The sequence below is a fragment of the Tranquillimonas alkanivorans genome (genome assembly GCF_900115595.1).
GTDB lineage: Bacteria > Pseudomonadota > Alphaproteobacteria > Rhodobacterales > Rhodobacteraceae > Tranquillimonas > Tranquillimonas alkanivorans.
Map to the genome: position 1 here is coordinate 26,837 of NZ_FOXA01000012.1, position 23,573 is coordinate 50,409.

The window sequence follows — 23,573 nt, forward strand, 5'->3', positions numbered from 1 at the left end:
TCACTCTCCCAGCAGCTCGCGGGGCAGGGCGAAATCGACCGCCCGCCCCGACCCCCACTCGACGCCGCGCCACTGCGCGGCGTCGAAGTCGATCACGGTGGTGGCGCAGGTCGGGTAGTCGCCGAAGCGCGGATGGTCCCACGGTTCGGACAGGACGCGCGAGGCGAAGGCGCCGATTCCGGGATTGTGGCCGACGACCGCCAGCACGGGCGCCGACGCGCCCCGCACCGCCGCCAGGATCGTCTCGGCCGAGGCATGGAAAAGCGCGGGCAGGTAGTGCGGCACCGTGTGGTCCGGCAGCTCCTCGAGCACCCGCTTCGCCGTGCCCACCGCACGCCGGGCGTCGGAACAGAACATCTCGCCCGGGATGTAGCCTTTCTCGGCCATCCACGTGCCGATGGCATGGGCCGACCGCCGCCCCCGCGGGTTCAGCGGGCGGGCGTGATCGTCGAGCTTCGGGTCGTCCCAGGAGGACTTGCCGTGGCGGATCAGGATCAGGCGGAGGGTCATGCAAGACACGCTTTCATGTGGAACGCGGGCGGCCCGCGCCGCCCCGGAAACATCGGCCGACCGGCCACCCGGTCGCGTTCATGCAATCATGCCCCGCGCCGGAGTCCAAGCGCCCCGCACCGCCGCGGCGCAGCGCGATCCTCAGCGCGGCGGACGGATCAGCGAGCCCGCGCCATGCTCGGTGTAAAGCTCCAGAAGGCAGGCGTTGGGCGCACGCCCGTCCAGGATCACAACCGCCCGCACACCGTGCTCGATCGCGTCCAGCGCGGTTTCGGTCTTGGGGATCATGCCGCCCGCGATGGTGCCGTCCTCGGTCATCTCCCGGATCTGCTGCGGCGTGAGCTCGGTCACCACCTCGCCCGCACCGTTCTTCACGCCCGACACGTCCGTCAGCAACAGCAGCCGGTCCGCCTTCAAAGATGCGGCGATGGCCCCGGCGGCGGTGTCGCCGTTGACGTTGAACGTCTCGCCATTGCGGCCCGCGCCGATGGGGGCGATGACCGGGATGATCTCGGCCGCGTGAAGCGTGCGCAGGAAGTCGGGATTGAACTCCGCCGGCGTGCCCACGAAGCCCAGGTCGGGGTCCGTCGGGTTGCACACCATCAGGTTCGCGTCCTTGCCCGAAAGGCCCACCGCCTTGCCCCCGGCGGCGTTGATTGCCTGCACGATGCGCTTGTTGACGCGGCCCGAGAGTACCATCTCGACCACCTCGACGGTGGCGGCGTCGGTGACGCGCTTGCCCTTCACGAACTCGGACTTGATCTCCAGCCGGTCGAGCATCTGGTTGATCTGCGGCCCGCCGCCATGGACGATCACCGGGTTCACGCCGACCTGCTGCATCAGCGTGACGTCGCGGGCGAAGCTCTCCATCCCCTCGTCGCTGCCCATGGCGTGGCCGCCCAGCTTGATGACGACGGTCGCCCCGTCATACCGCTGCAGGTAGGGCAGGGCGGAGTTCAGGGTGGCGGCGGTGGCGATCCAGTCGCGGTTCATGGTGGATTGGGTTCTCATCTCTGTCCCTCGGGCTTGGGCCCCTGTTAATCTGACCTATGGTTCCGCTCAAGGGCGCAGCGGGCAGGAGGCAGACGCATGCAGGACGAGATACGGCAGCCGACGCTGCTTCTGACGGGGGCGAGCCGGGGCATCGGGCACGCCACGGTCAAGAAATTCTCGGTCGAGGGGTGGCGCGTGCTGACCTGTTCGCGCCAGCCCTTCGATGCGCGCTGCCCCTGGCCGGGGGGCGAGGCGAACCACATCCAGGTCGATCTCTCCGACACCTCCAGCATCGTCGCCGCGCTCGAGGTCATCCGCGCGAAGCTCGACGGCCGACTCGAGGCGCTGGTCAACAACGCCGGCATCTCGCCCAAGGGCGAGGACGGCGCGCGGCTCGACACGATCGGGACAGAGCTCGAGACCTGGAACCAGGTGTTCAACGTCAACTTCTTCGCGCCCGTGATCCTGGCGCGGAACCTCAAGAACGAACTCGCCGCCGCGAAGGGCGCGGTGGTCAACGTCACCTCCATCGCCGGATCGCGCGTGCACCCGTTCGCCGGCGCCGCCTATGCCACGTCGAAGGCCGCGCTGGCCGCGCTCACGCGCGAGATGGCGCACGATTATGGCCCCCTAGGCGTGCGCGTGAACGCCATCGCGCCGGGCGAGGTCGAAACCTCGATCCTGTCGGCGGGGACCGAGAAGATCGTCGAGACCCTGCCGCTGCGCCGCCTGGGCCAGCCGGGCGAGGTGGCGGACGTGATCCACTTCCTGTGCTCTGGCCAGTCGAGCTACGTCACCGGCACCGAGATCGAGGTCAATGCCGGCCAGCACGTCTGAGCGCTAGTCTTTCTCCGCCCTCGCCAGCAGCGCCAGCGCCCGACGCTCGGCCTTGCGCACGCGGATCGCGGTAAGGAACGCCTCTTGCAGCGTCTGCGAGGACGACCCCAGTGCCTCGCTCACCTGCTGTTCAAGCGACTCGTCCCCGGTCTTGGCGACGGCAGCCAGCGTGTCGCGGGCCAGCTGGTCGGCCACGTCTTCCAGTATCTGCATGCGGTCTCTCTCCTGTCTGCGCGTGAAGGGGGGCTGTCTGCCCCCCGTCACCTGCGGCGACTCCCCCCGAGGATATTTCAGGACCGAAGATGGAGCCGGTCACGCTTTCCGTTTCGTCCGGAGCGTCGGGTCGGCCTGTGTCGGGTCCTCGGGCCAGGGGTGTTTCGGATAACGGCCGCGCATGTCCTTGCGCACGTCGGCATAGGAGGTGGCCCAGAACCCCGGCAGGTCCATCGTCGTCTGCACGGGCCGGTGCGCGGGCGACAGCAGCGTGACCCGCAGCGGGCGCCCGGCGACGGTGGGATGGGTGGTGGTGCCGAGCATCTCCTGCAGGCGGACTTGGATGCCCGGCGCCTCGCCGTCATAGTCGATGGGGATGCGCCGGCCGAGCGGGGTCTCCACGTGGGCCGGGGCCTCGCGGTCCAGCGTTTGCATCTGCTCCCAGTCGAGCATGGCGCGGAGCGGCTCGAGCAGGTCGAAGCGTTTCCAGTCCTCGGAGGTGCGGACGCCCTTGAGGTAGGGCAGAAGCCAGTCCTCCAGCGTCTCCATCAGAGCCGCATCGGAGAGGTCGGGCAGGTCCGCACCCGCCTCCCGCACCAGCGCCACGCGGGCGCGGAAGCGGCGGGCGGCGTCGGAGAATGTCAGGCCCAGCTCGCGCACGCCGTCGAGCATCGCGCGGGCCACGGCCTCGGGCGGGGCGTCGCGCCAGAGCCGGTCGTCGAGCACCACCGCGCCGAATCTCTCCTGCCTGCGCGCCACCACCCGGCGCTCGCGCTTCGACCATTCGCAGACGTCGGTCCAGCCGATCGCGTCGCCGTGCACGGCACGCAGTTCGGCCTCGGTAACTTCGACAGCCTGCCGGATCCTCGCCTCTCTCGGATGTCCGTCGGTGTCGGTGACCACGATCAGGCGGGCGCTGGCCAGCGGATCGTCCTCGGTCAGCGCCGCGCCCTTGCCGCCCGAGAGCACGAAGCGGGGCGCGTCGCCCTTCCGCCGCAGGCCGACCCGGTCGGGATAGGCCAGCGCGGCCTGCTGGGCGAGCGTGAAGTCCGCACCTTCCCCGGCGAGGCGGCGCAGGCGCTGCGCCTCGTCCTTCACCCGCGCGCGGGCGGGGCGAAGAAGCTGATACGGCCGCCGCTCGGCGAAGCCGCGCGGGTCTCGCAGCGCTTCCAGCCGCAGCGAAAGGTCGGCGGGCGCGCCCTTGAGGATGTCGCGGTCGGACAGGAGCGCCGCCAGATCCGCCGCCCCGCCGCCCGACAGCTGCAGCATGTGCGCCAGCCGCGGGTGCAGCGGCATCGCCGCCAGCGCGCGCCCGTGCGCCGTGATCGTCCCGCCGTCGAGCGCGCCGAGCGCCGTCAGCAGGGCCCGCGCCTCGGCATATGCCCCCTCGGGCGGCGGCGTCAGGAAGGGCAGCTCAGCGGGCTCCGCCACGCCCCAGAGCGCCAGTTCCAGAGCCAGCCCCGACAGGTCCGCCGCCTCGATCTCGGCCGGCGGGAAGGGCAGAAGGCCGCCCTCCTCTCCCTTCGTCCACATCCGGTAGCACACGCCCTCGGCCACCCGCCCGGCGCGGCCCCGGCGCTGGTCGGCCTCGGCCCGCGTCACCCGCTCCGTCACCAGCCGCGACATGCCCGAGCCGGGATCGAACCGCGCGCGCCGCGCGCGCCCGGCATCGACCACCACGCGCACGTCCTCGATGGTCAGCGACGTCTCGGCGATCGAAGTGGCGAGCACCAGCTTCCGCCCCTCCGCCGCCGGCGCGATCGCCGCGCGCTGGGCTTTCATCTCCATCGCACCGAAGAGCGGCCGCACAGCCACGCCCGCTGGCAGCCGGCCGGCCAGAGCGCCCTCGACCCGCCGGATTTCGCCTTCGCCCGGCAGGAACACCAGCACACCGCCCCCGGTCTCGCCCACCGCCTGCGCCACCAGGTCGGCCACCGCCAGCTCAAACCGCGCGCCGTTCGCCACCGGCCGCTCCAGCCACCGCGTCTCCACCGGAAAGCTCCGCCCCTCCGACGTGATCACCGGCGCGTCGTCCATCAGCCGGGCCACCGGCGCGGCGTCCAGCGTCGCCGACATCGCCACCAGCACCAGGTCGTCGCGCAGCGCACCCCGGATCTCCAGGCACAGCGCCAGCCCGAGGTCGGCGTTCAGCGAGCGCTCGTGGAACTCGTCGAAGATTACCGCGCCGACGCCCGCAAGCTCGGGGTCGGACTGGATCATCCGCGTCAGGATCCCCTCGGTGACCACCTCGATCCGGGTGGCGCGCGACACCTTCGCCTCGCCCCGGATGCGGTAGCCGACGGTGCGGCCCACCGGCTCGCCCAGCGTCTCTGCCATCCGCTCGGCGGCGGCACGGGCGGCCAGCCGGCGGGGCTCCAGCATCACGATCCGGCCGGGCCGCAGGCCCGCCTCCAGCATCGCCAGCGGCACGCGCGTGGTCTTGCCCGCGCCGGGCGGGGCCTGCAGCACCGCGCGCCCCTCGGCACGCAGCGCTTCGATCAGGTCGGGCAGGGCATCGTCGATGGGAAGGCGCATCATGCCCGCCTTATCGCAAGCCGGGGGCGCGGGCGAAAGGCTGGACAAGCCGCGCGGCCCCATGCACATCGACAGGGATGACGCACGACCTCGACACCCTCGCCGAGCGCCTCCGCACCGGCGACCGCCGCGCCCTGGCCCGCGCGATCACCCTTGTCGAAAGCGGCCGTGCCGACCACCGCGCGCAGGCGACCGAACTTCTGGCGAAGCTCGCCGACCCAAGGCGCGAGGCGCTGCGCATCGGCCTCTCGGGCACGCCCGGCGTCGGCAAGTCCACCTTCATCGAGGCGTTCGGCACCCGCCTGACCGCGCAGGGCCTGCGCGTCGCGGTGCTGGCGGTCGATCCGTCCTCCGCCCGCACCGGCGGCTCGATTCTGGGCGACAAGACCCGAATGGAGCGGCTGTCGCGCGACCCGAGGGCCTTCATCCGCCCCTCGCCCAGCCAGAGCGAACTCGGCGGCGTCGCCCGCCGCACGCGCGAGGCGGTGAGCCTGTGCGAGGCCGCGGGCTTCGACGTCGTGCTGATCGAGACCGTCGGCGTCGGCCAGAGCGAGACGTTGGTGGCCGAGATGTCGGATCTGTTCGTCCTGCTCATCGCGCCGGGCGGCGGCGACGAGTTGCAGGGCGTCAAGCGCGGGATCATGGAAACGGCGGACCTGATCCTGGTCAACAAGGCCGACGGCGACATGAAGTCCGCCGCCACCCGCACCGCCGCCGACTACGCCGGCGCGCTGCGCCTGTTGCGCAAGCGCCCGCAGGACCCGCAGGGTTTCCCGAAGGCGCTCACCGTCTCGGCCGAGACGGACGAGGGGCTGGACGCCGCCTGGTCCGAGATGCAGGCCCTGGCCGAATGGCGCCGCGCCCACGGCCACTGGGTCGCCCGCCGGGCCGAGCAGAACGCCCGCTGGTTCGCCGAGGAGGTGCGGCAGGGCTTGCTCGCCCGCCTGCGCGAAGACCCCGCCACGCGCGAGGCGATGGAGCGGCTCTCGCGCCGTGTCGCCGACGGCACGCTGCCGCCCTCGGCTGCCGCGGCGCAGGTGCTCGACCAGCTTCCCGAGGCCTCCGGCCGCTAGGGCATCTTCGGTCCTGAAATATCCCCGCCGGAGGCACCGCGCCGGGCGCAGCCCGGCGCCACGAAAAGGCGTCGCGCCGCAGGCGCGTCCGCGTTCCGACACGGTGCCGCCAGGGCCCCCATGAATCGCTTGACCTCCCCCGCCAACCCCCTTACACGGCGCAGACGGAATTCGGGGCGCTGCCGTGGGCGGTGCCCCTTGGTATTGCCGGACCCGCAGGACGTCCGGCTCAGGACTGAGGAAAACGCCCATGTCGCGCCGCTGCGAACTGACCGGAAAGGGCCCGGTGACTGGCAACAACGTCAGCCACGCCCACAACAAGACCCGCCGCCGCTTTCTGCCGAACCTGAACGACGTCTCGCTGATGTCCGAAACGCTGGGCCGCACGTTCAAGCTGCGGATCTCGGCGTCGGCGCTGCGCACCGTCGATCACCGGGGCGGGCTAGACAACTACCTGCTCAAGGCGAAAGAGGCCCAGCTGGCCCCCAACGCCCTGAAGATCAAGCGCGAACTGGAAAAGGCGCAGGCCACCGCCTGAGGCTTCTTCGTCGCCAGACGATCACGGCCCCGCCCGGCACCGGCCCGGCGGGGCTGCGTCGTTTTGGACTCTGGAAGCGTGTGTGCGGTCGTATCACTGATCGGCGCATGAAACAGATCCTCCTTTCCTGCGCCTTCGCGCTCGCCGCATTCCCCGCCCTCGCCGAGATCGTCGTCGAGCCGGGCGAGGCACGCATCTCCCGCCCCGGCGCCCCCTCGGGCGCGGCCTTCCTGACCGTCACCAACACCGGCGACTTGGCCGACAGGCTGACGGGCGCCCGCACTGACGCCGCTGAGAAGGCCCAGCTGCACACGCATGTCCACGAGGACGGCGTGATGAAGATGCTTCACGTCGAGGACGGCTTCGAGATCGCGGCGGGCGAATCGCTCGCCCTCGAACGCGGCGGCGACCACGTGATGCTGATGGGCCTTGCCCCGCTCGATCCCGAGGGAACGCTGAACCTGACGCTGATCTTCGAGAACGCGGGCGAGATCGAGGTCGAGCTGCCGGTCGCGCTACCGCGCTGATCCCAGCACCTCGTTCACCCAGGCCGGCACCACCTCGCTAGCGGGGCCATAGCGCCCCGCGTCGAACCCCGTTGCGCCGTCGGACGGTTCGAGGTTCAGCTCCAGCGTCGCGGCCCCGAACGCCTTGGCCTCGGCCACGAAGCCCGCGGCCGGATAGACGCTCCCGGACGTCCCGATCGACACGAAAAGCCGCGCGCGCTCCAGCGCCTCGACGATCCGCTCCATGTGATACGGCATCTCGCCGAACCAGACGACGTCGGGCCGGACGGCCGCCGCCCGGCATTGCGGGCAGGCATCGGCGGTCGACAGGGCAGGGGCCGCGTCCCAGCGCGCCCCGCAGGCGGCGCAAAGCGTGCGGAAAAGCTCTCCGTGCATGTGGATGACCGACCGGCTGCCCGCCCGTTCGTGCAGGTCGTCGATGTTCTGCGTGACGATCAGCACGTCCTCGTCCGCCTCGGCCTCCAGCCGCGCCAGCGCCCGGTGCGCCGCGTTCGGCTCGGCCTCCGCCGCATTGGCGCGCCGCGCGTTGTAGAAGTCGTGGACCAGCGCGGGGTCAGCGGCGAAGCCGTCGGGCGTCGCCACCTCGCTCAGGTCGTACCTCGACCAGAGGCCGCCCTTGTCACGGAAGGTGCCGAGGCCGCTTTCCGCCGAAACGCCGGCCCCGGTCAGGATCACGATCATGCCGCCACCTCGGGCGGCACGCGCCGCCTCAGCTGCAATAGGTCTCGGCCGTGGTGCCGAACCGCTTGTACTTCTGCCAGAACGTCTCGTCGCTGCGGCGGTCCGACTGGCGCACGACCTGCGCCTGGTGCGGGTCGCGGAAGAACTTCGCCGCCAGGCGCTGGTCGCGCCGGTCCAGCGTCAGGTCGGCCACGTGCTGGATGCAGCCGCACAGCGCCCGGTTGCCGGACGCCCGTTCCGAACTCAGGCACGCCCGTTCGATGGTGCCCGCCTGGGCCGCGCCGCCCGCGCAAACGGCCAGAGCCGCGATCGCAAGGAATTTCTTCATCTGCTCGTCCTCGTTCCTGCCGGGGCCGCCCGCTTGCCGCGTGCTTGTCCCCGGTCACTGCCATGTGAGGAACGATGCCTGAGTCGAAGATACTTTTCAATTTTTCAAGACCCGCGCGCACGCCCTGTCTCACCCGGTGATGCGAAACGACGACTCCCCCTCCGGCGTGCCCCGCGACACCTCCTCGACCGTATCCACCCGCGCCGGCAGCGGCCCCTGGTTCAGCCGCTCCACCATCGCGCGCACGGCGTCCTCCGGCCCCTCGAGCCACGCCTCCACCGCGCCGTCATCCGCGTTGCGCACCCAGCCCGCCAGGCCCAGCTCCTCGGCCTCGCCCTGCGTCCACGCCCGGAAGCTCACGCCCTGCACGCGCCCCGTCACGCGCACCTCGACCGCCACACGCTCCGACATCGCATCCTCCGCTCCAAAACCCTGCCCGAAAGGCTGCCACGACAGCCGCCGCAACACCAAGTCCGCTTGACCAGACACGGTTTCCACCGCATATCGCCGGTCATGACCGAGCTCCGTTACATCCGCAATTTCTCCATCGTCGCCCATATCGACCACGGGAAATCCACCCTGGCCGACCGCCTGATCCAGCTCACTGGAACGGTGGCCGAACGGGACATGAAGGAACAGCTGCTCGACGCGATGGATATCGAGCGCGAGCGCGGCATCACTATCAAGGCCAACACCGTCCGGATCGAGTATCCGGCCAAGGACGGCCACACCTACATCCTCAACCTCATCGACACGCCGGGCCACGTCGACTTCGCCTACGAGGTCTCGCGCTCGATGCAGGCGGTGGAGGGGTCGCTCCTCGTCGTCGACGCCACCCAGGGCGTCGAGGCGCAGACGCTCGCCAACGTCTACACCGCGATCGAGGCGGATCACGAGATCGTCCCCGTCCTCAACAAGATCGACCTTCCGGCCGCCGAGCCCGAGCGCGTGAAGGAGCAGATCGAGGACGTGATCGGGATCGAGGCGCACGACGCCGTCGAGATCAGCGCCAAGACCGGCCTCGGCATCCCCGAGATGCTCGAAGCCATCGTCCAGCGCCTGCCCGCCCCGCCCGAGGGCGACCGCGACGCGCCGCTCAAGGCCATGCTGGTCGATTCGAAGTACGACCCCTATCTCGGCGTCGTCGTCATCGTCCGCATCATCGACGGCGTGCTGAAGAAGGGCCAGCGCATCCGCATGATGAAGACGGGCGGCACCTACGACGTCGACAAGGTCGGAGTCTACCGCCCCGCCATGACCGACGTCGAAGAACTCGGCCCGGGCGAGATCGGCTTTCTCACCGCCTCGATCAAGCAGGTGCGCGACACCCGCGTGGGCGACACCATCACGACCGAGAAGAAGCCGACCGAGAAGGCGCTGCCGGGCTTCAAGCCCTCGGTCCCGGTGGTGTTCTGCGGCCTGTTCCCGGTCGACACCAACGACTTCGACGACATGCGCGATGCGATCGAGAAGCTCGCGCTCAACGACGCATCCTTCACCTACGAGATGGAGACCTCGGCCGCGCTCGGCTTTGGCTTCCGCTGTGGCTTCCTGGGCCTTCTGCACCTCGAGGTCATCCGCGACCGGCTCGAACGCGAGTACGACATCGAGCTCATCACCACCGCCCCCAGCGTGATCTTCCACGTCCACACCCGCGACGGCGAGATGATCGAGCTGCACAACCCTGCCGACATGCCCGACCCGGCGACCGTCGATCATATCGAGGAGCCGCGCATCAAGGCGACGATCCTGGTGCCCGACGAGTACCTGGGCGATGTGCTCAAGCTTTGCCAGGACCGGCGCGGCGTGCAGATGGACCTGACCTATGCCGGCACGCGGGCGATGGTGGTCTATGACCTGCCGCTGGCCGAGGTCGTCTTCGACTTCTACGACCGGCTGAAGTCGGTGACAAAGGGCTATGCCAGCTTCGACTACCAGATGATCGGTTACCGGGAAGATAACCTGGTGAAGATGTCGATCCTGGTGAACGACGAGCCGGTGGATGCGCTTGCCATGATGGTCCACCGGGACCGCGCCGAGGGCCGCGGCCGCGCCATGTGCGAGAAGCTCAAAGAGCTGATCCCGCGCCACATGTTCAAGATCCCGATCCAGGCGGCCATCGGCGGCCGCGTGATCGCGCGCGAGACCCTGTCGGCCATGCGCAAGGACGTGACCGCCAAATGCTACGGCGGCGACGCCACCCGGAAGCGCAAGCTTCTGGAGAAGCAGAAGGCCGGCAAGAAGAAGATGCGCCAGTTCGGCAAGGTCGAGATCCCGCAGGAAGCGTTCATCAACGCGTTGAAGATGGATAGTTGACGCCTGTCATCCCCGCGAAAGCGGGCACCTGCCACCGCTCACGCTGCGCCCATCCTTCCGCTAACACCGCGAGTCCCCGCTTCCGCGGGGGTGACACCAACGGGACCTCCGCAAGGCTCTAGTGGCCGATGTTCGCCTCTGTCGCTGCCCCTAGCTCCCATCACGCTCACCTCTCCCCCTGTCCACCTGCGCTCGCGCTTGGAGGTCCCCGCTTGCGCGGGGATGACACAAGACGCTCGCAATCGCTCCGCTGAGTTCGCCTCCCTTCGCTATCCGAATCCTGCTAATCTTCCCCAGCGTAACCCGGCCCCCTGGCCGGGCGCGGATGGGAGGATCCTGACCATGCTGAGACGTCTTCTCGCGGCCGGTGCGGTCGCGCTCGCCTTCGCAGGCCCGGCGATGGCATTCCAGTGTCCGGCCGACATGGCCGAGATCGACGCGGCGCTCGCCTCGAACCCGCAGGTTTCGGACGAGGCGCTGCAAGAGGCACATAGCCTGCGGCAGAGGGGAGAGGAGTTGCACGCCGCCGGGGACCACCAAGCCTCGGTCGACGCGCTCGCCGAAGCTAAGGCGCTGCTGGGCATCGGAGGGTAGGGCAGAGGCCCGCCACTCGGCGGGCGCGGAGCCATTCCGTCCGCGGAAGGGCGCCGACGCCCTCCGCCGAGTCGTCCCCGCGAAAGCGGGGACCTCTCCCGCCGCCAGCGCGGCGGTCGTACCCGCGTCGCCACTTGTCCACGACGGAGGCGCACGCCGTCGGTCCGGCCGTGTCCGGCATCGTGGCACGGTCTGCGCTAACGGCGGGAGGTCCTTGCATTCGCGGAAATGACAGGCGCCGCGGCCCTGATAGCCGGTGAATGACCCAGGGCGACGGCGGGGCGGAGGGGACGGCGAGCAAATCATGGGCACAGCTTGCCGCCCAAGAGTGAACATCCCGTGAACGCACCGCGCGGTCACCACTGATCGTAAGAGCCGTCCAGTTCCTGCACCCGTTTCCACTTCTCCCAGAGCGCATCCTGGCGGCGGCGCACCTCGTCGACCGAGCGCTTGCGGAACTCCTCGACCAGCAGGCCGTCGCGGGGCGGGACGATGGTGGCGACGTGGCGGTTGTGGCTCATCAGCCACAGGTGGCCCAACCGTTCCCGCACGAAGGCCAAGTCGCGGGCCATGTGGGCGCGGAAGTCGGTCAGGTGGACCTTGTGCAGGTGTGGCAGCATGGGGCGGCTCCTTTCAGACCCGGAAGCGTACAGCGTTTGCCCGGAACTGTACCGGAGGTACGCTTTCGGACGCGTCACCGCCCCGTGCGGTGCCTCACATCTGCGCCTCGGTCTCGATCGCTTCCTCCTGGATCGCGGCGCCGGTCTCTTCCAGGTCCTGCCCGAACCCGGCGGTGGTGTCGCAGGCGGCAAGGCCGGTCAGGGCGAGGATGGGCAGCAGTTTCACGAGCAGGTTCATGGTGTTCCTCTTGGGTTCGTTGATCCTGCGCCCAACGCCCCCGGCCGCCTCACGTTCCGCCGTCCCCCGACCCCCGCGCCGCGTCGGGGTGGCCCGCCATGAAGTGCCGCAGCACCACGAACAGCCGCTTCGCCTCGTCCTTGTCCCGCCTGTGCAGGGCGTCGCGAATGTCTTCGCAGATCATGGTCTGCACCCTCGCGGGGCCGTGATGGGCGTGCATCACGTAGTCGCCCAGCACCGCCGCGTCGAGCTCGGGCAGGTGCTCGTGCTCGGCCACCGCGGCGATCTCCTCGCGCGTCAGGATGGTCATGTCCTCGATGTCGTCCAGCGTGATCATCGCCTCCTCCCGTGCCATGCCACGCCGTCCAGTGTGCCCCATGCGGGCCGGGTCTGTCTTGACCTGCGTCATCCCGGCGCTGACGCCGAGGAACCCTGCCGCCGCCCGACCCGTTGGAATCTTAACCGCAAGCAAGCACGGGAGGCACGCCATGGACCGTCTTTCCATCCTGCTCACCCTGATGACGGGCGCCGTTCTGACGGGCGGGCTGGCCATCCTGTTCTTCACGTTCAACTGGTATTCGTGGTGGAGCGTCGGCGTCGCGGCGGTCATCGGATTCGCCCTGGCCTGGCCCTTGGCCTATGTCATCAGCCGCAAGGTGAAGCGCGACGACCCGAACTGGCGCGAGGATCGCGTGAAAGACGCGAAGAAGCCGGTCCCGCCGCCCGACGCGCCCGAGGTCTGAAACGCCCGCCGCGAGACACGCAAAAGGAGCCGCCATGTCCCGCCCCGGCCACTATCACCGGCATCAGCTCATCCTGCACTGGATGACGGTGCTGGTCGTGATCATGCAGTACCTGTTCAACGGCGCGATGCAGAGGGCCTACGCGACCGGGCTGGAGACGGGGGTATTCCCCCTCGACGGTTCGGCGCTGATGCATGCCGTGGGCGGGTCGCTGATCCTCGTCTTCATGCTCTGGCGCCTGACGCTGCGCTTCACCCACGGCACACCGCCCCCGCCCGACAGCGAGCCGGGCTGGATGCAGGTCGTGTCGCGCGGAACGCACTGGGCGTTCTATGCGGTGCTGCTGGCCATGCCGCTGACGGGAATGACCGCCGTGCTCACGCTCGAGCCGGTCTGGGGCACGGCGCATGAATGGCTGCGGATCGCGCTTCTGGTGCTGATCGTGATGCACGTCTCGGGCGCGCTGTTGCACGCCTTTCGCAAGGACAGTGACGCGCACCGCCGCATGCTGCGCGCCGACCCGCCGCAGACGCCGGCGACCGGCCCGGGCACCCGGCGCTGAGGCTCAGGCGTCGAGGAAGGCGCGGACCGAGGCTTCGAATTCGCGCGGTTTCTCGGCGTGCAGCCAGTGGCCCGCGCCTGACAGCTTCGCGAAACGCGCCTTCGGGAACAGGTCGCGGATGACGTCCCGGTGCTCGGGGAGGACGTAGTCGCTGTTTTCGCCCGACAGGAAGAAGGCGGGGCCGTCGAAGGTGTCGCCGATGTCCACGGGCCAGCCGACGATCCGCTCCATCTCGGCCGCAAGCACGTCGAGGTTCAGCTTCCAGCACTTGCCCTTGAGGTCGAGCGACTGGAGCAGGAACGCCCGCACGCCCGGCGTCTCGACCACCTCGGCCAGCTTCGCGTCGGCGTCCGAGCGCAGGCGCACGTCGGACAGGTCAAGCACGCGCATCGCGTCGACGAGGTGCATCTGCGTGTGGCCATAAGCGACGGGCGCGATATCGGCGACGACCAGCCGCCGCACCTTTTCCGGGTGCAGCAGAGCCAGCGCCATGGCGGCCTTGCCGCCCATCGAGTGGCCGATGACGTCACACTGCCCGTCGATCATCCCGGCCAGATCCTCGGCCATCTCGTGATAGCCGTGGCTGTCGGCCCACGGGCTGTCGCCGTGGTTGCGCATGTCGACGGCGGTTACGGGCCCGCGATCGGACAGGCGCTTGGCGATGACGCCCCAGTTCCGGGCCGAGCCGAAGAGTCCGTGCGCGATCAGCACGGGCACGGCGTCGCCGTCCGAGGGATGTTCGATCGTGGCGAGGGGGAGGGGGGGCATCGGCCCCCTCAGAGTTCGGGGTAGATCGGGAAGCGGGCGCAGAGCGTGGCGACCTCGCCCTTCACCTTCTCCTCGACGGCGGCGTTGCCGTCCTCGCCGTTGGCGGCGAGCCCGTCCACGACCTCGACGATCCAGTCCGCGATCTGCCGGAACTCCGGCTCGCCGAATCCGCGGGTCGTCCCGGCCGGGGAGCCCAGGCGGATGCCGCTGGTCACCGTCGGTTTCTCAGTGTCGAAGGGAATGCCGTTCTTGTTGCAGGTGATGTGCGCGCGGCCTAGGGCGGTTTCGGTCGCGTTGCCCTTCACGCCCTTGGGACGCAGGTCCACCAGCAGCAGGTGGCTGTCGGTGCCGCCGGTGACGATGTCGAGCCCGCCTTTCATCAGCTGGTCGCCCATCGCCTGGGCGTTCTTGATGACCTGCTGCTGGTAGGTCTTGAACTCGGGGCGCAGCGCCTCGCCGAAGGCCACGGCCTTGGCGGCGATCACGTGCATCAGGGGGCCGCCCTGGATCCCGGGGAAGATGGCCGAGTTGACTTTCTTCGCGATAGCCTCGTCGTTGGTCAGGATCATGCCGCCGCGCGGGCCGCGCAGGGTCTTGTGCGTCGTCGTCGTGGCGACGTGCGCGTGCGGGAAGGGCGAGGGGTAGTGGCCCGAGGCGACGAGGCCCGCGAAGTGCGCCATGTCCACCAGCAGGTAGGCGCCGACGCTGTCCGCGATTTCGCGCATCTTGGCGAAGTCGATGATGCGCGGAATGGCCGAGCCGCCGGCGATCAGCATCTTCGGCTTGTGCTCGGCGGCAAGCGCGGCGATCTGGTCATAATCGATTTGCAGGTCCTGCTGGCGCACGCCGTACTGCACGGCGTTGAACCACTTGCCCGACTGGTTCGGCTTCGCGCCGTGGGTCAAGTGGCCGCCGGCATCAAGGCTCATGCCCAGGATGGTGTCGCCGGGCTGAAGAAGTGCGGTGAACACGCCCTGGTTGGCCTGGCTGCCCGAGTTCGGCTGGACGTTGGCGAACGCCACGCCGAACAGCTCTTTCGCGCGCTCGATCGCCAGTTTCTCGGCCACGTCGACGTACTGGCAGCCGCCATAGTAGCGGCGGCCCGGATAACCCTCGGCGTACTTGTTCGTCATCACCGAGCCCTGCGCCTCCATCACCGCGGCCGAGACGATGTTCTCCGATGCGATCAGCTCGATCTCGTCGCGCTGACGGCCGAGTTCGGAGCGGATGGCGCCGAAAAGCTCGGGGTCGCGGGTCGAGAGGGTCTCGGTGAAAAAGCCGGAATCGCGGTGCGGAGCGTTCATCTGGGTCTCTCCCTTCGATGACGGGGCGGGGTTGCGGGCTCTTTAACGGATGACGCAACGGTTCAAAAGGCCCCAATGCGACGCACCGCAGCGCGCCGGCGGCGCGGACGGCGGCATCGCATGCTTGTGTTTCGTCGCGTCGCTTGCGATGCCTTGCAGGGAACGAGGGGAGAGCGCGATGGCGCCCAGGATCGCCTTCATGGCCAGTCCCACGGACGAGGCGCAGCGGGCCCGCGCCCGGCTGTGCGACGCCTATGGCGACGCCCCGCCCGAGGATGCGGACGTGATCGTGGCGCTGGGCGGCGACGGTTTCATGCTGCAGACGCTGAACGCGACGATGCACCTGCAAACGCCGGTCTACGGCATGAATTGCGGCACCATCGGCTTTCTGATGAACGAGTTCGGCGAGGAGAACCTCCTCGCCCGGCTCGAGGCGGCCGAACTCGAGGTGATCAATCCGCTGGTGATGACGGCGGCGGCCGATGACGGCAAGCTGCACGAGGCGCTGGCGATCAACGAGGTGTCTTTGCTGCGCGCGGGGCCGCAGGCCGCGAAGCTCAGGATCAGCGTCGATGGCACGGTGCGGATGGAAGAGCTGGTCTGCGACGGCGCACTCCTGTCGACGCCGGCGGGCTCGACCGCCTACAACTATTCCGCCCATGGCCCGATCCTGCCCATCGGGGCGGACGTGCTGGCGTTGACGGCGATGGCAGCCTTCCGCCCCCGCCGCTGGCGCGGGGCGCTGCTGCCCAAGGCGGCGAAGGTGCGCTTCGACGTGCTCGAGCACGCCAAGCGGCCGGTGATGGCCGACGCCGACAGCCGCTCGGTCCGCAACGTGCTCTGGGTCGAGATCCGCAGCGAGCCTGCGGTCGAGCACCTGTTGCTCTTCGATCCCGGCCACGGGCTGGAAGAGCGGCTGATCCGCGAGCAGTTCGTCTGAATCAACGCCCGTCGAAGGGCACGCAATCGCGCGCCTGGAAGGACCGCACCGGATCGTCGGTTCCGACCGTGCGACCGCTCATCGGATAGGTGCCGGGGGCGCAGGCGCCGAGCGTGACGGCGGCGCCGAGGACGAGGCAGGCGAATTTGAACGTCATGAAAATACTCCTTCGGATGCAGCCGCATCCGCGCTTCCAATGTGACGTAGGGTAACACAGGCCGCGTCGCGTGCGCTTGATGTGAATCACGCTCCATCGAATAGGGACCCCAGCGAAGGGCTGACCGAGGCAGCGAATTTTCGTCGAAAATTCGCAGTCTCCGGTTTTTCGACGAAAAATCGGTGCCTTGCCGCCGTCGCTATCCGATGACGGCGGGGTCGAAGGCGGATAACGCCGTGACGAAATTGCCTGTCCTCCGCCGCGGCCCCCATCGTCGGCGCATCGGCACCCTGCGCCACGGCGCAAAGCCGTCACAGCGAACCGCACCACGTGCACAAGGAGCAGACGATGACCCTCACCACCACGATCCGCACCGCCCTTTTGTCCCTCACGCTTGCCGCAGCCGCCGTTCCGGCCGTTGCGGGCGGCGGCTCGCGCCTGTCGGTCGAGCAGTTCGGTTGGCAGAACGAGCTGGGCGTCGCGCAGCACGGCGGCCGCAACCGGCTGACCGTCACGCAGGACGGGCACCGCAACACGGCGCTGTCGTCGCAGGACGGCCACCGCAACCGCGTGGTCATCGGCCAGGCGGGCGGCCATCACCGCGCCGACGTTCTGCAGACCGGGCGCTGCAACGTCGCGGGCGTGGCGCAGTTCGGTCGCAACAACAGCGCCACCACCACGCAAAGCGGCCGGTGCAACGCGCTCGGGGTGATTCAGTCCGGCCGTGGCAACACGGCCGACGTGATCCAGCGCGGCAGCGGCAACGTCACCGTGATCGTGCAGGATTGACCGGCGCGGGCGGCCCTCGCGCCGCCCGCCGCCCCGCAGCACAAGGAGAGACGCCATGACACGCAGACCCTCGAACCTCCCGGCGCGCCAGGCCGCGCTGGCCCTGCTCCTGCCCGCGACACTGGCGCTCGCCGGCGCCTGCGCCGTTTCGGCCGCATCCGACGGTACCGCCGACGGCCCCGTGCGGTGCGAGATCGCGGTCGCGGACACCGCGGGGGGCGTACGCCTCGTAGGGATCGCGCGCGCCGACCGCCCCGTCTCCGGCACGTTCGAGATGCAGATCGAGAAGCGCCGGGGCGGCGGCTCGGCGGTGATCGAACAATCGGGCACCTTCTCGGCCGCCTACGGCACGCCGGACACGCTGAGCCTGGCGACGCTCGGCGGGCAGGCGGCGGATTACGACGCCGAGCTCACCCTGAAATGGGAGGGTAAGCGCACCGTCTGTCGCCTGCACGACGCCATCAACCTCTGATCCCTCAGCGAAAGGAGCCACGCCATGTTCACCCGCATCGCCACCGCCGCCACGCTCGCCCTGTCCCTCGGCTTTGCCGCGCCCGCGGCGGCGGGCGGCAGCGTGACCTTCAACTTCGCGCCGCGGGGGGACGGGGCGCGGACCCTCGGCGCGCTTCTGAGCGCTTACGCGCTGACGAAGGACCTGGAGAACGAGGCGGAGGTGCGCCAGAGGGGCGAGGACAACACCGCCGGGACGCGCCAGCGCGGGCGCGGAAACCGCGCGCTGATCGAGCAGGACGGCGCGGGGCACGAGGGGAGCATAAGCCAGACCGGCAACGGCAACCTCTATGGCCTGTTCCAGAAGGGCCGCGGTACGACGGCTCACGTGAAACAACGCGGCGACGGGCGCGCCGGGCTGACGTTCCAGTACGGCTGGTGAGGCAGGGCCCCGCCCGCATGCCGGGCGGGGTTGCCGTTACGCCCTGGCGAGCCCGATGCCGCCGAGCGCGCCGCGGATCTCGTCCAGGATCGCGGGGTCGTCGATGGTCGCCGGGACCTTGACCTCGGCCCCGTCCGCGATCTTGACCATGGTGGCACGCAGGATCTTGCCCGAGCGGGTCTTGGGCAGCCGGTCCACCACCGCGACGTGCTTGAACGCCGCCACCGGGCCGATCTGGTCGCGCACCAGCGCCACGCATTCCTTCGCGATCTCGTCGTGCGGCCGCTCGACCCCCTTGGTCAGGCAGACGAAGCCCACGGGCAGCTGGCCCTTGAGCTCGTCGCTCATCCCGATCACCGCGCATTCGGCCACGTCGGGATGGGAGGCCAGCACCTCCTCCATGGCGCCGGTCGACAGGCGGTGGCCGGCGACGTTGATGACGTCGTCGGTGCGGGCCATGATCCAGAGGTACCCGTCCTCGTCCACGTAACCCGCGTCGCCGGTCTCGTAGTAGCCGGGGAAGTGGTCGAGATAGGCCTTGCGGAACCGCTCTTCCGCGTTCCACAGCGTCGGCAGCGTGCCCGGAGGCAGGGGCAGCTTCACTGCGATCGCGCCGAGCGTGCCGGCGGGCACCGGATGCCCGCCCTCGTCGAGGATGCGCACGTCGTAGCCCGGCATCGCGACCGAGGGCGAGCCGACCTTGACCGGCAGGTGCTCGATGCCCACGGGGTTGGCGGCGATGGCATAACCCGTCTCGGTCTGCCACCAATGGTCGATGACCGGCACGCCCAGCATGTCCGCCGCCCAGTTCACCGTGTCCGGATCCGCACGTTCTCCGGCGAGGTAAAGCGCGCGCAGGCCGCTCAGGTCGTATTTCTTCAGGTACTCGCCCTTCGGGTCCTCGCGCTTGATGGCGCGGAAGGCGGTGGGCGCGGTGAAGAACGACCGGACCTTGTGTTCCGAGATCACGCGCCAGAACGTGCCGGCGTCGGGGGTGCCGACCGGCTTGCCCTCGAACACGATGGTCGTGTTGCCGTGGATCAGCGGGGCGTAACAGATGTAGCTGTGCCCGACGACCCAGCCCACGTCCGAGGCGGCCCAGAACACCTCGCCTGGATCGACGTTGTAGATGTTCTTCATCGTCCAGTTCAGGGCGACCAGGTGGCCGCCGGTGGGCCGGACCACGCCCTTGGGCTGCCCGGTCGTGCCCGAGGTATAGAGGATGTAGGCCGGGTGGTTGCCCTCGACCGGGACGCAGTCGGCGGGTTCTACGCCGTACTGGAAGCCGTGCCAGTCGAAATCGCGCCCGTCCTCCAGCTTCGCGACCTCCTGCTCGCGCTGGAAGATGACGCAGAAGTCGGGCTTGTGCCTGGCTTGTGCCAGCGCCCCGTCGAGCAGCGGCTTGTAATGGACGATGCGCCCTGGCTCGATCCCGCAGGAGGCGGCGATGATCGCCTTGGGCTTGGCGTCGTCTATACGCACGGCCAGTTCGTGCGCCGCGAAGCCGCCGAAGACGACCGAGTGGATCGCGCCCAGCCGGGCGCAGGCCAGCATCGCTTCCAGCGCCTCGGGCACCATCGGCATGTAGATGATGACGCGATCGCCCTTGCCCACGCCCTTCGCCTTCAGCGCCCCGGCGAGAGAGGCGATGCGGTCGCGCAGCTCGGCATAGGTGATCGCGTGCTTGGTATGGGTCACCGGGCTGTCGTGGATGATGGCCACGCGGTCGCCGTACCCGGCCTCAACGTGCCGGTCGACGGCGTTCCAGCAGGTGTTCACCAGCCCGTCCGAGAACCATTCGTACATCGGCGCCTTGTCGTCGAAGAGCGCCCTGGACGGCATCCTCTCCCACTCGATGGCGCGCGCCTGCTCCATCCAGAACCCCTCGGGGTCCCGCTTCCACGCGTCAAAGACCTCCGCGTAGCTCATGGCCGTCTCCTCCCTGCGGTCACGATGACGTTACGCGGCGTCGCGGCGAGCGGGCAAGCCGGTCGTCTGCGCTATCCGGTCACTGTTGGCGTTAACGGAGAAGAAGGCTGCGGGGCTCATCGATCGCATCGGCCTTGCCCGTGCGGGGGGCGTTTTCGACATCGGCGTCGAAAACGGATTAGCGACTCGGGTCGCGGCGGCGCATGATGCGGGGCAGGGCCGGGCATGGCGCCCGCCCGCTCATCAAGGATCCGTTGCCATGGGCGACAAGAAGGACACGAAGAAGCAGCCGTCGAAACCGGGCTCGAAGCCGTCCGCGAAGTAATTCCCTCAGGTGCGCGCCGCTGCAGTGCCCCCGCAGCGGCGCGTTTTCGTTCAGCCGTAATGCGCCACCGGCGTGCCGGCGAGCGCCGACATGTTCAGCAGGCCGCGCGCGGTGATCGACGAGGTCACGATATGCGCGCGGTTGCCCATCCCCATCAGGATCGGCCCGACCTCGAGCCCCGCCGCCTTCATCTTCAGCACGTTACGCACGCCCGAGGCCGCGTCGGTGTTGGCGAAGACCAGCACGTTGGCCGCGCCGTCGAGCCGCGAGTCGGGGAAGATGCGGTCGCGCAGCCCGGCGTCGAGCGCGGCGTCTGCGTGCATCTCGCCCTCGTACGCGAAGTCGCGGGGCTTGGAATCGAGGATGTCGAGCGCCGCGCGCATCCGCCGCCCCGTGTCGCAGTCGAGGTTGCCGAACTGCGAGTGCGAGCACAGCGCGATCTGCGGCACCAGCCCGAAGCGGCGCACGTGGCGCGCGGCGCCGATCACCGTGTCGGCGATCTGCTCGGGCGTAGGCTCGGGGTGGACGTGGGTGTCGGCGATGAAGAGCGGTCCGTCCTCCAGGATCATCAGCGACAGCGCGCCGACGGGGTGAAGCTCTTTCGTGCCCAGCACCTGCTGGATGTAGTTCAGGTGCCACAGGTACTGGCCGAACGTGCCGCAGATCAGCGAATCCGCCTCGCCGCGGTGCACCATCACCGCGCCGATGGCGGTGGTGTTCGTCCGCATGATCGCGCGGGCGAGGTCGGGCGTGACGCCGCGCCGGGCCATGATCTTGTGATACGTGGTCCAGTAGTCCCGGTAGCGCGGATCGTTTTCGGGGTTCACCAGCTCGAAATCCTTGCCCGGGCGGATTGGCAGGCCCGCGCGTTCGGCCCGCAGCTCGATCACTTCGGGACGGCCGATAAGGATCGGCGTGTCGGTGGTTTCCTCGAGCATGGCGTGAGCGGCGCGCAGCACGCGCTCGTCCTCGCCCTCGGCGAAGGCGATGCGGCGCTCGGCGGTGGCAGCGGCGTCGAAGACCGGGCGCATGATGAGCGCCGATTTGAAGACCGAACTGTCGAGCTTGCGCTTGTAGGCCTGCAGGTCCTCGATCGGCCGGGTCGCGACGCCGGTGTCCATCGCGGCTTTCGCCACGGCCGAGGCGACGACGCCCATCAGGCGCGGGTCGAAGGGCTTGGGGATCAGGTAGTCGCGCCCGAAGGTCAGCTGCTCGCCCTGATAGGCCGCCGCGGCCTCGGCGCTGGTGGTGGCGCGGGCGAGGGCGGCGATGCCCTCGATGCAGGCGATCTTCATCTCGTCGTTGATCGTCGTCGCGCCGACGTCGAGCGCGCCGCGGAAGATGAAGGGGAAGCAGAGGACGTTGTTCACCTGGTTGGGATAGTCCGAGCGCCCGGTCGCGATGATCGCGCCCGGCGCGACCTCGCGCGCATCGTCGGGCATGATCTCGGGCGTGGGGTTGGCGAGCGCGAAGATGATCGGGTCGGTCGCCATGCGCTCGACCATTTCGGGATTGAGCACGTTGGGCCCCGAAAGACCCAGGAACAGGTCGGCGCCGTCGATCACGTCTGACAGCCCGCGCGGGCCGCCGGGCTGGGCATAGGCGGCTTTCTGGGGCGTCATATCCTCTTCTCGGCCCTCGTGGACAAGCCCGGCGAGGTCGCAGAGGAACACGTTCTCGCGCTTCACGCCGAGTTTCAGCAGCATGTCGAGGCAGGCGATCCCCGCCGCGCCGCCGCCGGTCGAGACGATCTTGATGTCCTTGAATTTCTTGCCGGCCACGCGCAGGGCGTTAACCGCGGCCGCGCCCACGACGATGGCGGTGCCGTGCTGGTCGTCGTGGAAGACGGGGATGTTCATCCGCTCGCGGCAGATCTTCTCGACGATAAAGCAGTCGGGGGCCTTGATGTCTTCGAGGTTGATCGCGCCGAAGGTTGGCTCCAGCGCGCAGACGATGTCGGCCAGCTTCTCGGGGTCGTTTTCGTTCAGCTCGATGTCGAAGCAGTCGATGTTGGCGAACTTCTTGAAGAGCACCGCCTTGCCCTCCATCACCGGCTTCGAGGCCAGCGCCCCGATGTTGCCCAGGCCCAGCACCGCCGTGCCGTTCGTGACCACGGCCACCAGGTTGCCGCGCGCGGTGTAGTCACCGGCGGTGAAGGGGTCGCTCTTGATCTCGAGACACGCCTCCGCCACGCCCGGCGAATAGGCGCGGGCGAGGTCGCGGCCGTTGGCGAGCGGCTTCGTCGCCCGGATCTCGAGCTTTCCGGGCTTGGGGTTGCGGTGATAGTCAAGCGCCGCCTGGCGCAGAGTGTCGGTGCCCTTGGTCGTCATGCCCTGCCTCTCCGTTCCGGAAGGCAGGACTAGACGATTGCTGGCGCTACGGAAAGATGGCTCAGGCGCCGCGGCCCGTCTTCTCCTGCAACTGGTCGATCTTCTCGGACGCTTCGGCCTTGGTCAGGTTCGGATCGAACGGCTCGTCTGCCTCCTGGCATAGGGTCTTGAGGTAGGACGCCTGCGCGCCGGTCATCTTCTCGTCGCCGGTCACCCAGTCCTCGGTCGGCTTGTCGGCGTTGCCGGGCGCGTCGGTCTTGGGATGCTGGTCATCGTCCTGCATGTTGTCCCCGTTGTTCGCTAAAAGTTCTCAAGAAAACGCCGACGCTGGGCTCGGCGTTTCCCTCAGCCCTTGAGCTTCTTTTCGAGATAGGCAATTCGCGCGTCCGCCTGCCGCGCGTCGAGGTTGCCGTCGAACGGTTCGCCCGCCTTCTCGGACAGCTCGCGCAGCTTGACGGCCTGCTCGTTGCTCATGTCGTGGGCCGGCCGGTCCTCGAACCCGTCTTCGCGGATCAGGCCACCGGCGGCGGGGTTCAGGTGGTGGTTCGTGGTCATGGCTTACGAGCGTCCCAGTTGTTTCTTCAGCGCTTCGATGCGTTCTTCGGCTTGGCCGCGATTGAGGCTGGTGTCGAAGGGCTCGCCCGCTTCCTCGGCCAACTGGCGCAATTCGACGGCCTGCTTTTCGGTCATCGCATCGTGACCGTGGGTGCGCGCGGTGGTGATGCCCGCCAGCGGCGTTTCGTCCACCACGCCCTTGGGTTCGTTGCGGTTCTTCATGGCGCGTCTCCGTTCAGTCAAATTTAACGCGAGGTCGAAGCGCCGGGTTCCGGC

General features: G+C 69.1%; 31 protein-coding genes. 12 read left to right on the top strand and 19 right to left on the bottom strand.

Annotation, left to right across the window (positions count from 1 at the left end; genetic code table 11):
- Nucleotides 1-510: a SixA phosphatase family protein gene (locus BM162_RS14310; protein ID WP_093423320.1), complete on the bottom strand. Its 510-nt coding sequence runs from the start codon at nucleotides 508-510 to the stop codon at nucleotides 1-3.
- A 141-nt stretch (nucleotides 511-651) separates the two neighbouring features.
- Complete coding sequence (gene argB, locus BM162_RS14315; RefSeq protein WP_093423323.1) at nucleotides 652-1,521, bottom strand: acetylglutamate kinase; 870 nt, start codon at nucleotides 1,519-1,521, stop codon at nucleotides 652-654.
- Nucleotides 1,522-1,599: 78 nt separating this feature from the next.
- On the opposite strand from argB, the gene BM162_RS14320 reads away from it, so the two are divergent.
- Nucleotides 1,600-2,340: an SDR family NAD(P)-dependent oxidoreductase gene (locus BM162_RS14320; RefSeq protein ID WP_093423326.1), complete on the top strand. Its 741-nt coding sequence runs from the start codon at nucleotides 1,600-1,602 to the stop codon at nucleotides 2,338-2,340.
- Between the two features lie 3 nt (nucleotides 2,341-2,343).
- Here BM162_RS14320 and BM162_RS14325 read toward each other — a convergent pair whose 3' ends face one another.
- A complete protein-coding gene (locus tag BM162_RS14325; protein ID WP_093423328.1) occupies nucleotides 2,344-2,553 on the bottom strand; it encodes a hypothetical protein in 210 nt (69 codons plus the stop codon).
- 99 nt (nucleotides 2,554-2,652) lie between these two features.
- Nucleotides 2,653-5,091, bottom strand: coding sequence for an ATP-dependent helicase HrpB (gene hrpB / locus BM162_RS14330; protein WP_093423331.1), 2,439 nt, complete (start codon nucleotides 5,089-5,091; stop codon nucleotides 2,653-2,655).
- Between the two features lie 74 nt (nucleotides 5,092-5,165).
- Here hrpB and meaB point away from each other — a divergent pair, with 74 nt between their 5' ends.
- The 3 genes from meaB (at nucleotide 5,166) to BM162_RS14345 (ending at nucleotide 7,226) form a co-directional block, all read left to right on the top strand.
- Nucleotides 5,166-6,161, top strand: a complete 996-nt coding sequence (gene meaB, locus BM162_RS14335) for a methylmalonyl Co-A mutase-associated GTPase MeaB (RefSeq protein ID WP_093423334.1) — start codon at nucleotides 5,166-5,168, stop codon at nucleotides 6,159-6,161.
- 250 nt (nucleotides 6,162-6,411) lie between these two features.
- Nucleotides 6,412-6,699: a 50S ribosomal protein L28 gene (rpmB, locus tag BM162_RS14340; RefSeq protein ID WP_093423336.1), complete on the top strand. Its 288-nt coding sequence runs from the start codon at nucleotides 6,412-6,414 to the stop codon at nucleotides 6,697-6,699.
- Between the two features lie 107 nt (nucleotides 6,700-6,806).
- On the top strand, nucleotides 6,807-7,226 hold the full coding sequence (locus tag BM162_RS14345; RefSeq protein ID WP_093423339.1) for a copper chaperone PCu(A)C: 420 nt from the start codon (nucleotides 6,807-6,809) through the stop codon (nucleotides 7,224-7,226).
- Here BM162_RS14345 and BM162_RS14350 read toward each other — a convergent pair.
- The 3 genes from BM162_RS14350 to BM162_RS14360 form a co-directional block, all read right to left on the bottom strand.
- On the bottom strand, nucleotides 7,215-7,907 hold the full coding sequence (locus BM162_RS14350) for an NAD-dependent deacylase (protein ID WP_093423341.1): 693 nt from the start codon (nucleotides 7,905-7,907) through the stop codon (nucleotides 7,215-7,217). The two genes, BM162_RS14345 and BM162_RS14350, sit on opposite strands and share 12 nt — an antisense overlap.
- 28 nt (nucleotides 7,908-7,935) lie before the next feature.
- Nucleotides 7,936-8,235 (bottom strand): hypothetical protein, encoded by a 300-nt coding sequence (locus BM162_RS14355; RefSeq protein WP_093423344.1) that lies wholly within the window; start codon nucleotides 8,233-8,235, stop codon nucleotides 7,936-7,938.
- A gap of 129 nt (nucleotides 8,236-8,364) precedes the next feature.
- Nucleotides 8,365-8,646: an acylphosphatase gene (locus tag BM162_RS14360; RefSeq protein WP_093423347.1), complete on the bottom strand. Its 282-nt coding sequence runs from the start codon at nucleotides 8,644-8,646 to the stop codon at nucleotides 8,365-8,367.
- Nucleotides 8,647-8,748: 102 nt separating this feature from the next.
- On the opposite strand from BM162_RS14360, the gene lepA reads away from it, so the two are divergent.
- Nucleotides 8,749-10,551, top strand: coding sequence for a translation elongation factor 4 (gene lepA, locus BM162_RS14365; protein ID WP_093423350.1), 1,803 nt, complete (start codon nucleotides 8,749-8,751; stop codon nucleotides 10,549-10,551).
- A gap of 342 nt (nucleotides 10,552-10,893) precedes the next feature.
- Nucleotides 10,894-11,145 carry a PA2433 domain-containing protein gene (locus BM162_RS14370; protein ID WP_093423352.1) on the top strand — a complete coding sequence of 84 codons (252 nt, stop codon included), beginning with the start codon at nucleotides 10,894-10,896 and terminating at the stop codon, nucleotides 11,143-11,145.
- Nucleotides 11,146-11,501: 356 nt separating this feature from the next.
- On the opposite strand, the gene BM162_RS14375 is transcribed toward BM162_RS14370, so the two are convergent.
- From BM162_RS14375 to BM162_RS14385, 3 genes are all read right to left on the bottom strand, one after another.
- Nucleotides 11,502-11,765 carry a hypothetical protein gene (locus tag BM162_RS14375; RefSeq protein WP_093423355.1) on the bottom strand — a complete coding sequence of 88 codons (264 nt, stop codon included), beginning with the start codon at nucleotides 11,763-11,765 and terminating at the stop codon, nucleotides 11,502-11,504.
- A 94-nt stretch (nucleotides 11,766-11,859) separates the two neighbouring features.
- The gene (locus tag BM162_RS14380; protein ID WP_093423358.1) at nucleotides 11,860-12,003 is read right to left on the bottom strand and encodes an entericidin A/B family lipoprotein; all 144 of its coding nucleotides are present in this window, start codon (nucleotides 12,001-12,003) and stop codon (nucleotides 11,860-11,862) included.
- 49 nt (nucleotides 12,004-12,052) lie between these two features.
- Entirely contained in the window at nucleotides 12,053-12,358 is a 306-nt protein-coding gene (locus BM162_RS14385; RefSeq protein ID WP_245759276.1) for a hypothetical protein, read from the bottom strand.
- A gap of 133 nt (nucleotides 12,359-12,491) precedes the next feature.
- Between BM162_RS14385 and BM162_RS14390 the strand changes: the two genes are divergently transcribed.
- Nucleotides 12,492-12,746 (top strand): hypothetical protein, encoded by a 255-nt coding sequence (locus BM162_RS14390; RefSeq protein ID WP_093423363.1) that lies wholly within the window; start codon nucleotides 12,492-12,494, stop codon nucleotides 12,744-12,746.
- A 34-nt stretch (nucleotides 12,747-12,780) separates the two neighbouring features.
- A complete protein-coding gene (locus BM162_RS14395) occupies nucleotides 12,781-13,308 on the top strand; it encodes a cytochrome b (protein WP_093423365.1) in 528 nt (175 codons plus the stop codon).
- Nucleotides 13,309-13,311: 3 nt separating this feature from the next.
- Here the strand turns inward: BM162_RS14395 and BM162_RS14400 are convergent, their stop codons facing one another.
- Genes BM162_RS14400 through BM162_RS22825 form a run of 3 tightly spaced genes read right to left on the bottom strand, consistent with a single transcriptional unit; the run spans nucleotide 13,312 to nucleotide 15,581 of the window.
- Complete coding sequence (locus BM162_RS14400; protein WP_093423368.1) at nucleotides 13,312-14,076, bottom strand: alpha/beta fold hydrolase; 765 nt, start codon at nucleotides 14,074-14,076, stop codon at nucleotides 13,312-13,314.
- An 8-nt stretch (nucleotides 14,077-14,084) separates the two neighbouring features.
- On the bottom strand, nucleotides 14,085-15,380 hold the full coding sequence (glyA, locus tag BM162_RS14405) for a serine hydroxymethyltransferase (protein ID WP_093423371.1): 1,296 nt from the start codon (nucleotides 15,378-15,380) through the stop codon (nucleotides 14,085-14,087).
- 42 nt (nucleotides 15,381-15,422) lie between these two features.
- Nucleotides 15,423-15,581: a hypothetical protein gene (locus tag BM162_RS22825; RefSeq protein ID WP_177215166.1), complete on the bottom strand. Its 159-nt coding sequence runs from the start codon at nucleotides 15,579-15,581 to the stop codon at nucleotides 15,423-15,425.
- Here BM162_RS22825 and BM162_RS14410 point away from each other — a divergent pair.
- Complete coding sequence (locus tag BM162_RS14410; RefSeq protein WP_093423373.1) at nucleotides 15,559-16,320, top strand: NAD kinase; 762 nt, start codon at nucleotides 15,559-15,561, stop codon at nucleotides 16,318-16,320. The genes BM162_RS22825 and BM162_RS14410 overlap by 23 nt on opposite strands.
- Nucleotide 16,321: 1 nt before the next feature.
- On the opposite strand, the gene BM162_RS22830 is transcribed toward BM162_RS14410, so the two are convergent.
- Nucleotides 16,322-16,477, bottom strand: coding sequence for a hypothetical protein (locus BM162_RS22830; RefSeq protein ID WP_177215167.1), 156 nt, complete (start codon nucleotides 16,475-16,477; stop codon nucleotides 16,322-16,324).
- A gap of 348 nt (nucleotides 16,478-16,825) precedes the next feature.
- Here BM162_RS22830 and BM162_RS14415 point away from each other — a divergent pair, with 348 nt between their 5' ends.
- Genes BM162_RS14415 through BM162_RS14425 form a run of 3 tightly spaced genes read left to right on the top strand, consistent with a single transcriptional unit; the run spans nucleotide 16,826 to nucleotide 18,158 of the window.
- Complete coding sequence (locus tag BM162_RS14415) at nucleotides 16,826-17,266, top strand: hypothetical protein (RefSeq protein WP_093423375.1); 441 nt, start codon at nucleotides 16,826-16,828, stop codon at nucleotides 17,264-17,266.
- Nucleotides 17,267-17,321: 55 nt separating this feature from the next.
- The gene (gene csgH / locus BM162_RS14420; RefSeq protein ID WP_093423378.1) at nucleotides 17,322-17,738 is read left to right on the top strand and encodes a curli-like amyloid fiber formation chaperone CsgH; all 417 of its coding nucleotides are present in this window, start codon (nucleotides 17,322-17,324) and stop codon (nucleotides 17,736-17,738) included.
- A 24-nt stretch (nucleotides 17,739-17,762) separates the two neighbouring features.
- The gene (locus tag BM162_RS14425) at nucleotides 17,763-18,158 is read left to right on the top strand and encodes a hypothetical protein (protein WP_093423380.1); all 396 of its coding nucleotides are present in this window, start codon (nucleotides 17,763-17,765) and stop codon (nucleotides 18,156-18,158) included.
- A 36-nt stretch (nucleotides 18,159-18,194) separates the two neighbouring features.
- Here BM162_RS14425 and BM162_RS14430 read toward each other — a convergent pair whose 3' ends face one another.
- The 5 genes from BM162_RS14430 to BM162_RS14450 form a co-directional block, all read right to left on the bottom strand.
- A complete protein-coding gene (locus BM162_RS14430; RefSeq protein WP_093423382.1) occupies nucleotides 18,195-20,087 on the bottom strand; it encodes a propionyl-CoA synthetase in 1,893 nt (630 codons plus the stop codon).
- Between the two features lie 375 nt (nucleotides 20,088-20,462).
- Nucleotides 20,463-22,742, bottom strand: a complete 2,280-nt coding sequence (locus tag BM162_RS14435) for an NADP-dependent malic enzyme (protein ID WP_093423385.1) — start codon at nucleotides 22,740-22,742, stop codon at nucleotides 20,463-20,465.
- 61 nt (nucleotides 22,743-22,803) lie between these two features.
- Nucleotides 22,804-23,025 carry a DUF3072 domain-containing protein gene (locus BM162_RS14440; RefSeq protein ID WP_093423388.1) on the bottom strand — a complete coding sequence of 74 codons (222 nt, stop codon included), beginning with the start codon at nucleotides 23,023-23,025 and terminating at the stop codon, nucleotides 22,804-22,806.
- Nucleotides 23,026-23,087: 62 nt separating this feature from the next.
- Entirely contained in the window at nucleotides 23,088-23,297 is a 210-nt protein-coding gene (locus BM162_RS14445) for a hypothetical protein (protein WP_093423391.1), read from the bottom strand.
- Nucleotides 23,298-23,300: 3 nt separating this feature from the next.
- Nucleotides 23,301-23,519 carry a DUF3072 domain-containing protein gene (locus tag BM162_RS14450; RefSeq protein WP_093423394.1) on the bottom strand — a complete coding sequence of 73 codons (219 nt, stop codon included), beginning with the start codon at nucleotides 23,517-23,519 and terminating at the stop codon, nucleotides 23,301-23,303.
- Between the last annotated feature and the right edge of the window lie 54 nt (nucleotides 23,520-23,573).

Coding starts and splice junctions, on each gene's coding strand:
- BM162_RS14450 (WP_093423394.1), bottom strand. CDS start 23,519: ATGAAGAACCGCAACGAACCCAAGGGCGTGGTGGACGAAACGCCGCTG.
- BM162_RS14370 (WP_093423352.1), top strand. CDS start 10,894: ATGCTGAGACGTCTTCTCGCGGCCGGTGCGGTCGCGCTCGCCTTCGCA.
- BM162_RS14310 (WP_093423320.1), bottom strand. CDS start 510: ATGACCCTCCGCCTGATCCTGATCCGCCACGGCAAGTCCTCCTGGGAC.
- BM162_RS14395 (WP_093423365.1), top strand. CDS start 12,781: ATGTCCCGCCCCGGCCACTATCACCGGCATCAGCTCATCCTGCACTGG.
- BM162_RS14345 (WP_093423339.1), top strand. CDS start 6,807: ATGAAACAGATCCTCCTTTCCTGCGCCTTCGCGCTCGCCGCATTCCCC.
- BM162_RS14445 (WP_093423391.1), bottom strand. CDS start 23,297: ATGACCACGAACCACCACCTGAACCCCGCCGCCGGTGGCCTGATCCGC.
- BM162_RS22830 (WP_177215167.1), bottom strand. CDS start 16,477: ATGACGTTCAAATTCGCCTGCCTCGTCCTCGGCGCCGCCGTCACGCTC.
- BM162_RS14390 (WP_093423363.1), top strand. CDS start 12,492: ATGGACCGTCTTTCCATCCTGCTCACCCTGATGACGGGCGCCGTTCTG.
- meaB (WP_093423334.1), top strand. CDS start 5,166: ATGACGCACGACCTCGACACCCTCGCCGAGCGCCTCCGCACCGGCGAC.
- lepA (WP_093423350.1), top strand. CDS start 8,749: ATGACCGAGCTCCGTTACATCCGCAATTTCTCCATCGTCGCCCATATC.
- BM162_RS14425 (WP_093423380.1), top strand. CDS start 17,763: ATGTTCACCCGCATCGCCACCGCCGCCACGCTCGCCCTGTCCCTCGGC.
- BM162_RS14360 (WP_093423347.1), bottom strand. CDS start 8,646: ATGTCGGAGCGTGTGGCGGTCGAGGTGCGCGTGACGGGGCGCGTGCAG.
- BM162_RS14380 (WP_093423358.1), bottom strand. CDS start 12,003: ATGAACCTGCTCGTGAAACTGCTGCCCATCCTCGCCCTGACCGGCCTT.
- BM162_RS14375 (WP_093423355.1), bottom strand. CDS start 11,765: ATGCTGCCACACCTGCACAAGGTCCACCTGACCGACTTCCGCGCCCAC.
- BM162_RS14320 (WP_093423326.1), top strand. CDS start 1,600: ATGCAGGACGAGATACGGCAGCCGACGCTGCTTCTGACGGGGGCGAGC.
- BM162_RS14325 (WP_093423328.1), bottom strand. CDS start 2,553: ATGCAGATACTGGAAGACGTGGCCGACCAGCTGGCCCGCGACACGCTG.
- BM162_RS22825 (WP_177215166.1), bottom strand. CDS start 15,581: ATGAAGGCGATCCTGGGCGCCATCGCGCTCTCCCCTCGTTCCCTGCAA.
- argB (WP_093423323.1), bottom strand. CDS start 1,521: ATGAGAACCCAATCCACCATGAACCGCGACTGGATCGCCACCGCCGCC.
- BM162_RS14350 (WP_093423341.1), bottom strand. CDS start 7,907: ATGATCGTGATCCTGACCGGGGCCGGCGTTTCGGCGGAAAGCGGCCTC.
- csgH (WP_093423378.1), top strand. CDS start 17,322: ATGACACGCAGACCCTCGAACCTCCCGGCGCGCCAGGCCGCGCTGGCC.
- BM162_RS14410 (WP_093423373.1), top strand. CDS start 15,559: ATGGCGCCCAGGATCGCCTTCATGGCCAGTCCCACGGACGAGGCGCAG.
- BM162_RS14355 (WP_093423344.1), bottom strand. CDS start 8,235: ATGAAGAAATTCCTTGCGATCGCGGCTCTGGCCGTTTGCGCGGGCGGC.
- BM162_RS14440 (WP_093423388.1), bottom strand. CDS start 23,025: ATGCAGGACGATGACCAGCATCCCAAGACCGACGCGCCCGGCAACGCC.
- BM162_RS14430 (WP_093423382.1), bottom strand. CDS start 20,087: ATGAGCTACGCGGAGGTCTTTGACGCGTGGAAGCGGGACCCCGAGGGG.
- BM162_RS14435 (WP_093423385.1), bottom strand. CDS start 22,742: ATGACGACCAAGGGCACCGACACTCTGCGCCAGGCGGCGCTTGACTAT.
- glyA (WP_093423371.1), bottom strand. CDS start 15,380: ATGAACGCTCCGCACCGCGATTCCGGCTTTTTCACCGAGACCCTCTCG.
- BM162_RS14400 (WP_093423368.1), bottom strand. CDS start 14,076: ATGCCCCCCCTCCCCCTCGCCACGATCGAACATCCCTCGGACGGCGAC.
- BM162_RS14385 (WP_245759276.1), bottom strand. CDS start 12,358: ATGGCACGGGAGGAGGCGATGATCACGCTGGACGACATCGAGGACATG.
- hrpB (WP_093423331.1), bottom strand. CDS start 5,091: ATGATGCGCCTTCCCATCGACGATGCCCTGCCCGACCTGATCGAAGCG.
- BM162_RS14415 (WP_093423375.1), top strand. CDS start 16,826: ATGACCCTCACCACCACGATCCGCACCGCCCTTTTGTCCCTCACGCTT.
- rpmB (WP_093423336.1), top strand. CDS start 6,412: ATGTCGCGCCGCTGCGAACTGACCGGAAAGGGCCCGGTGACTGGCAAC.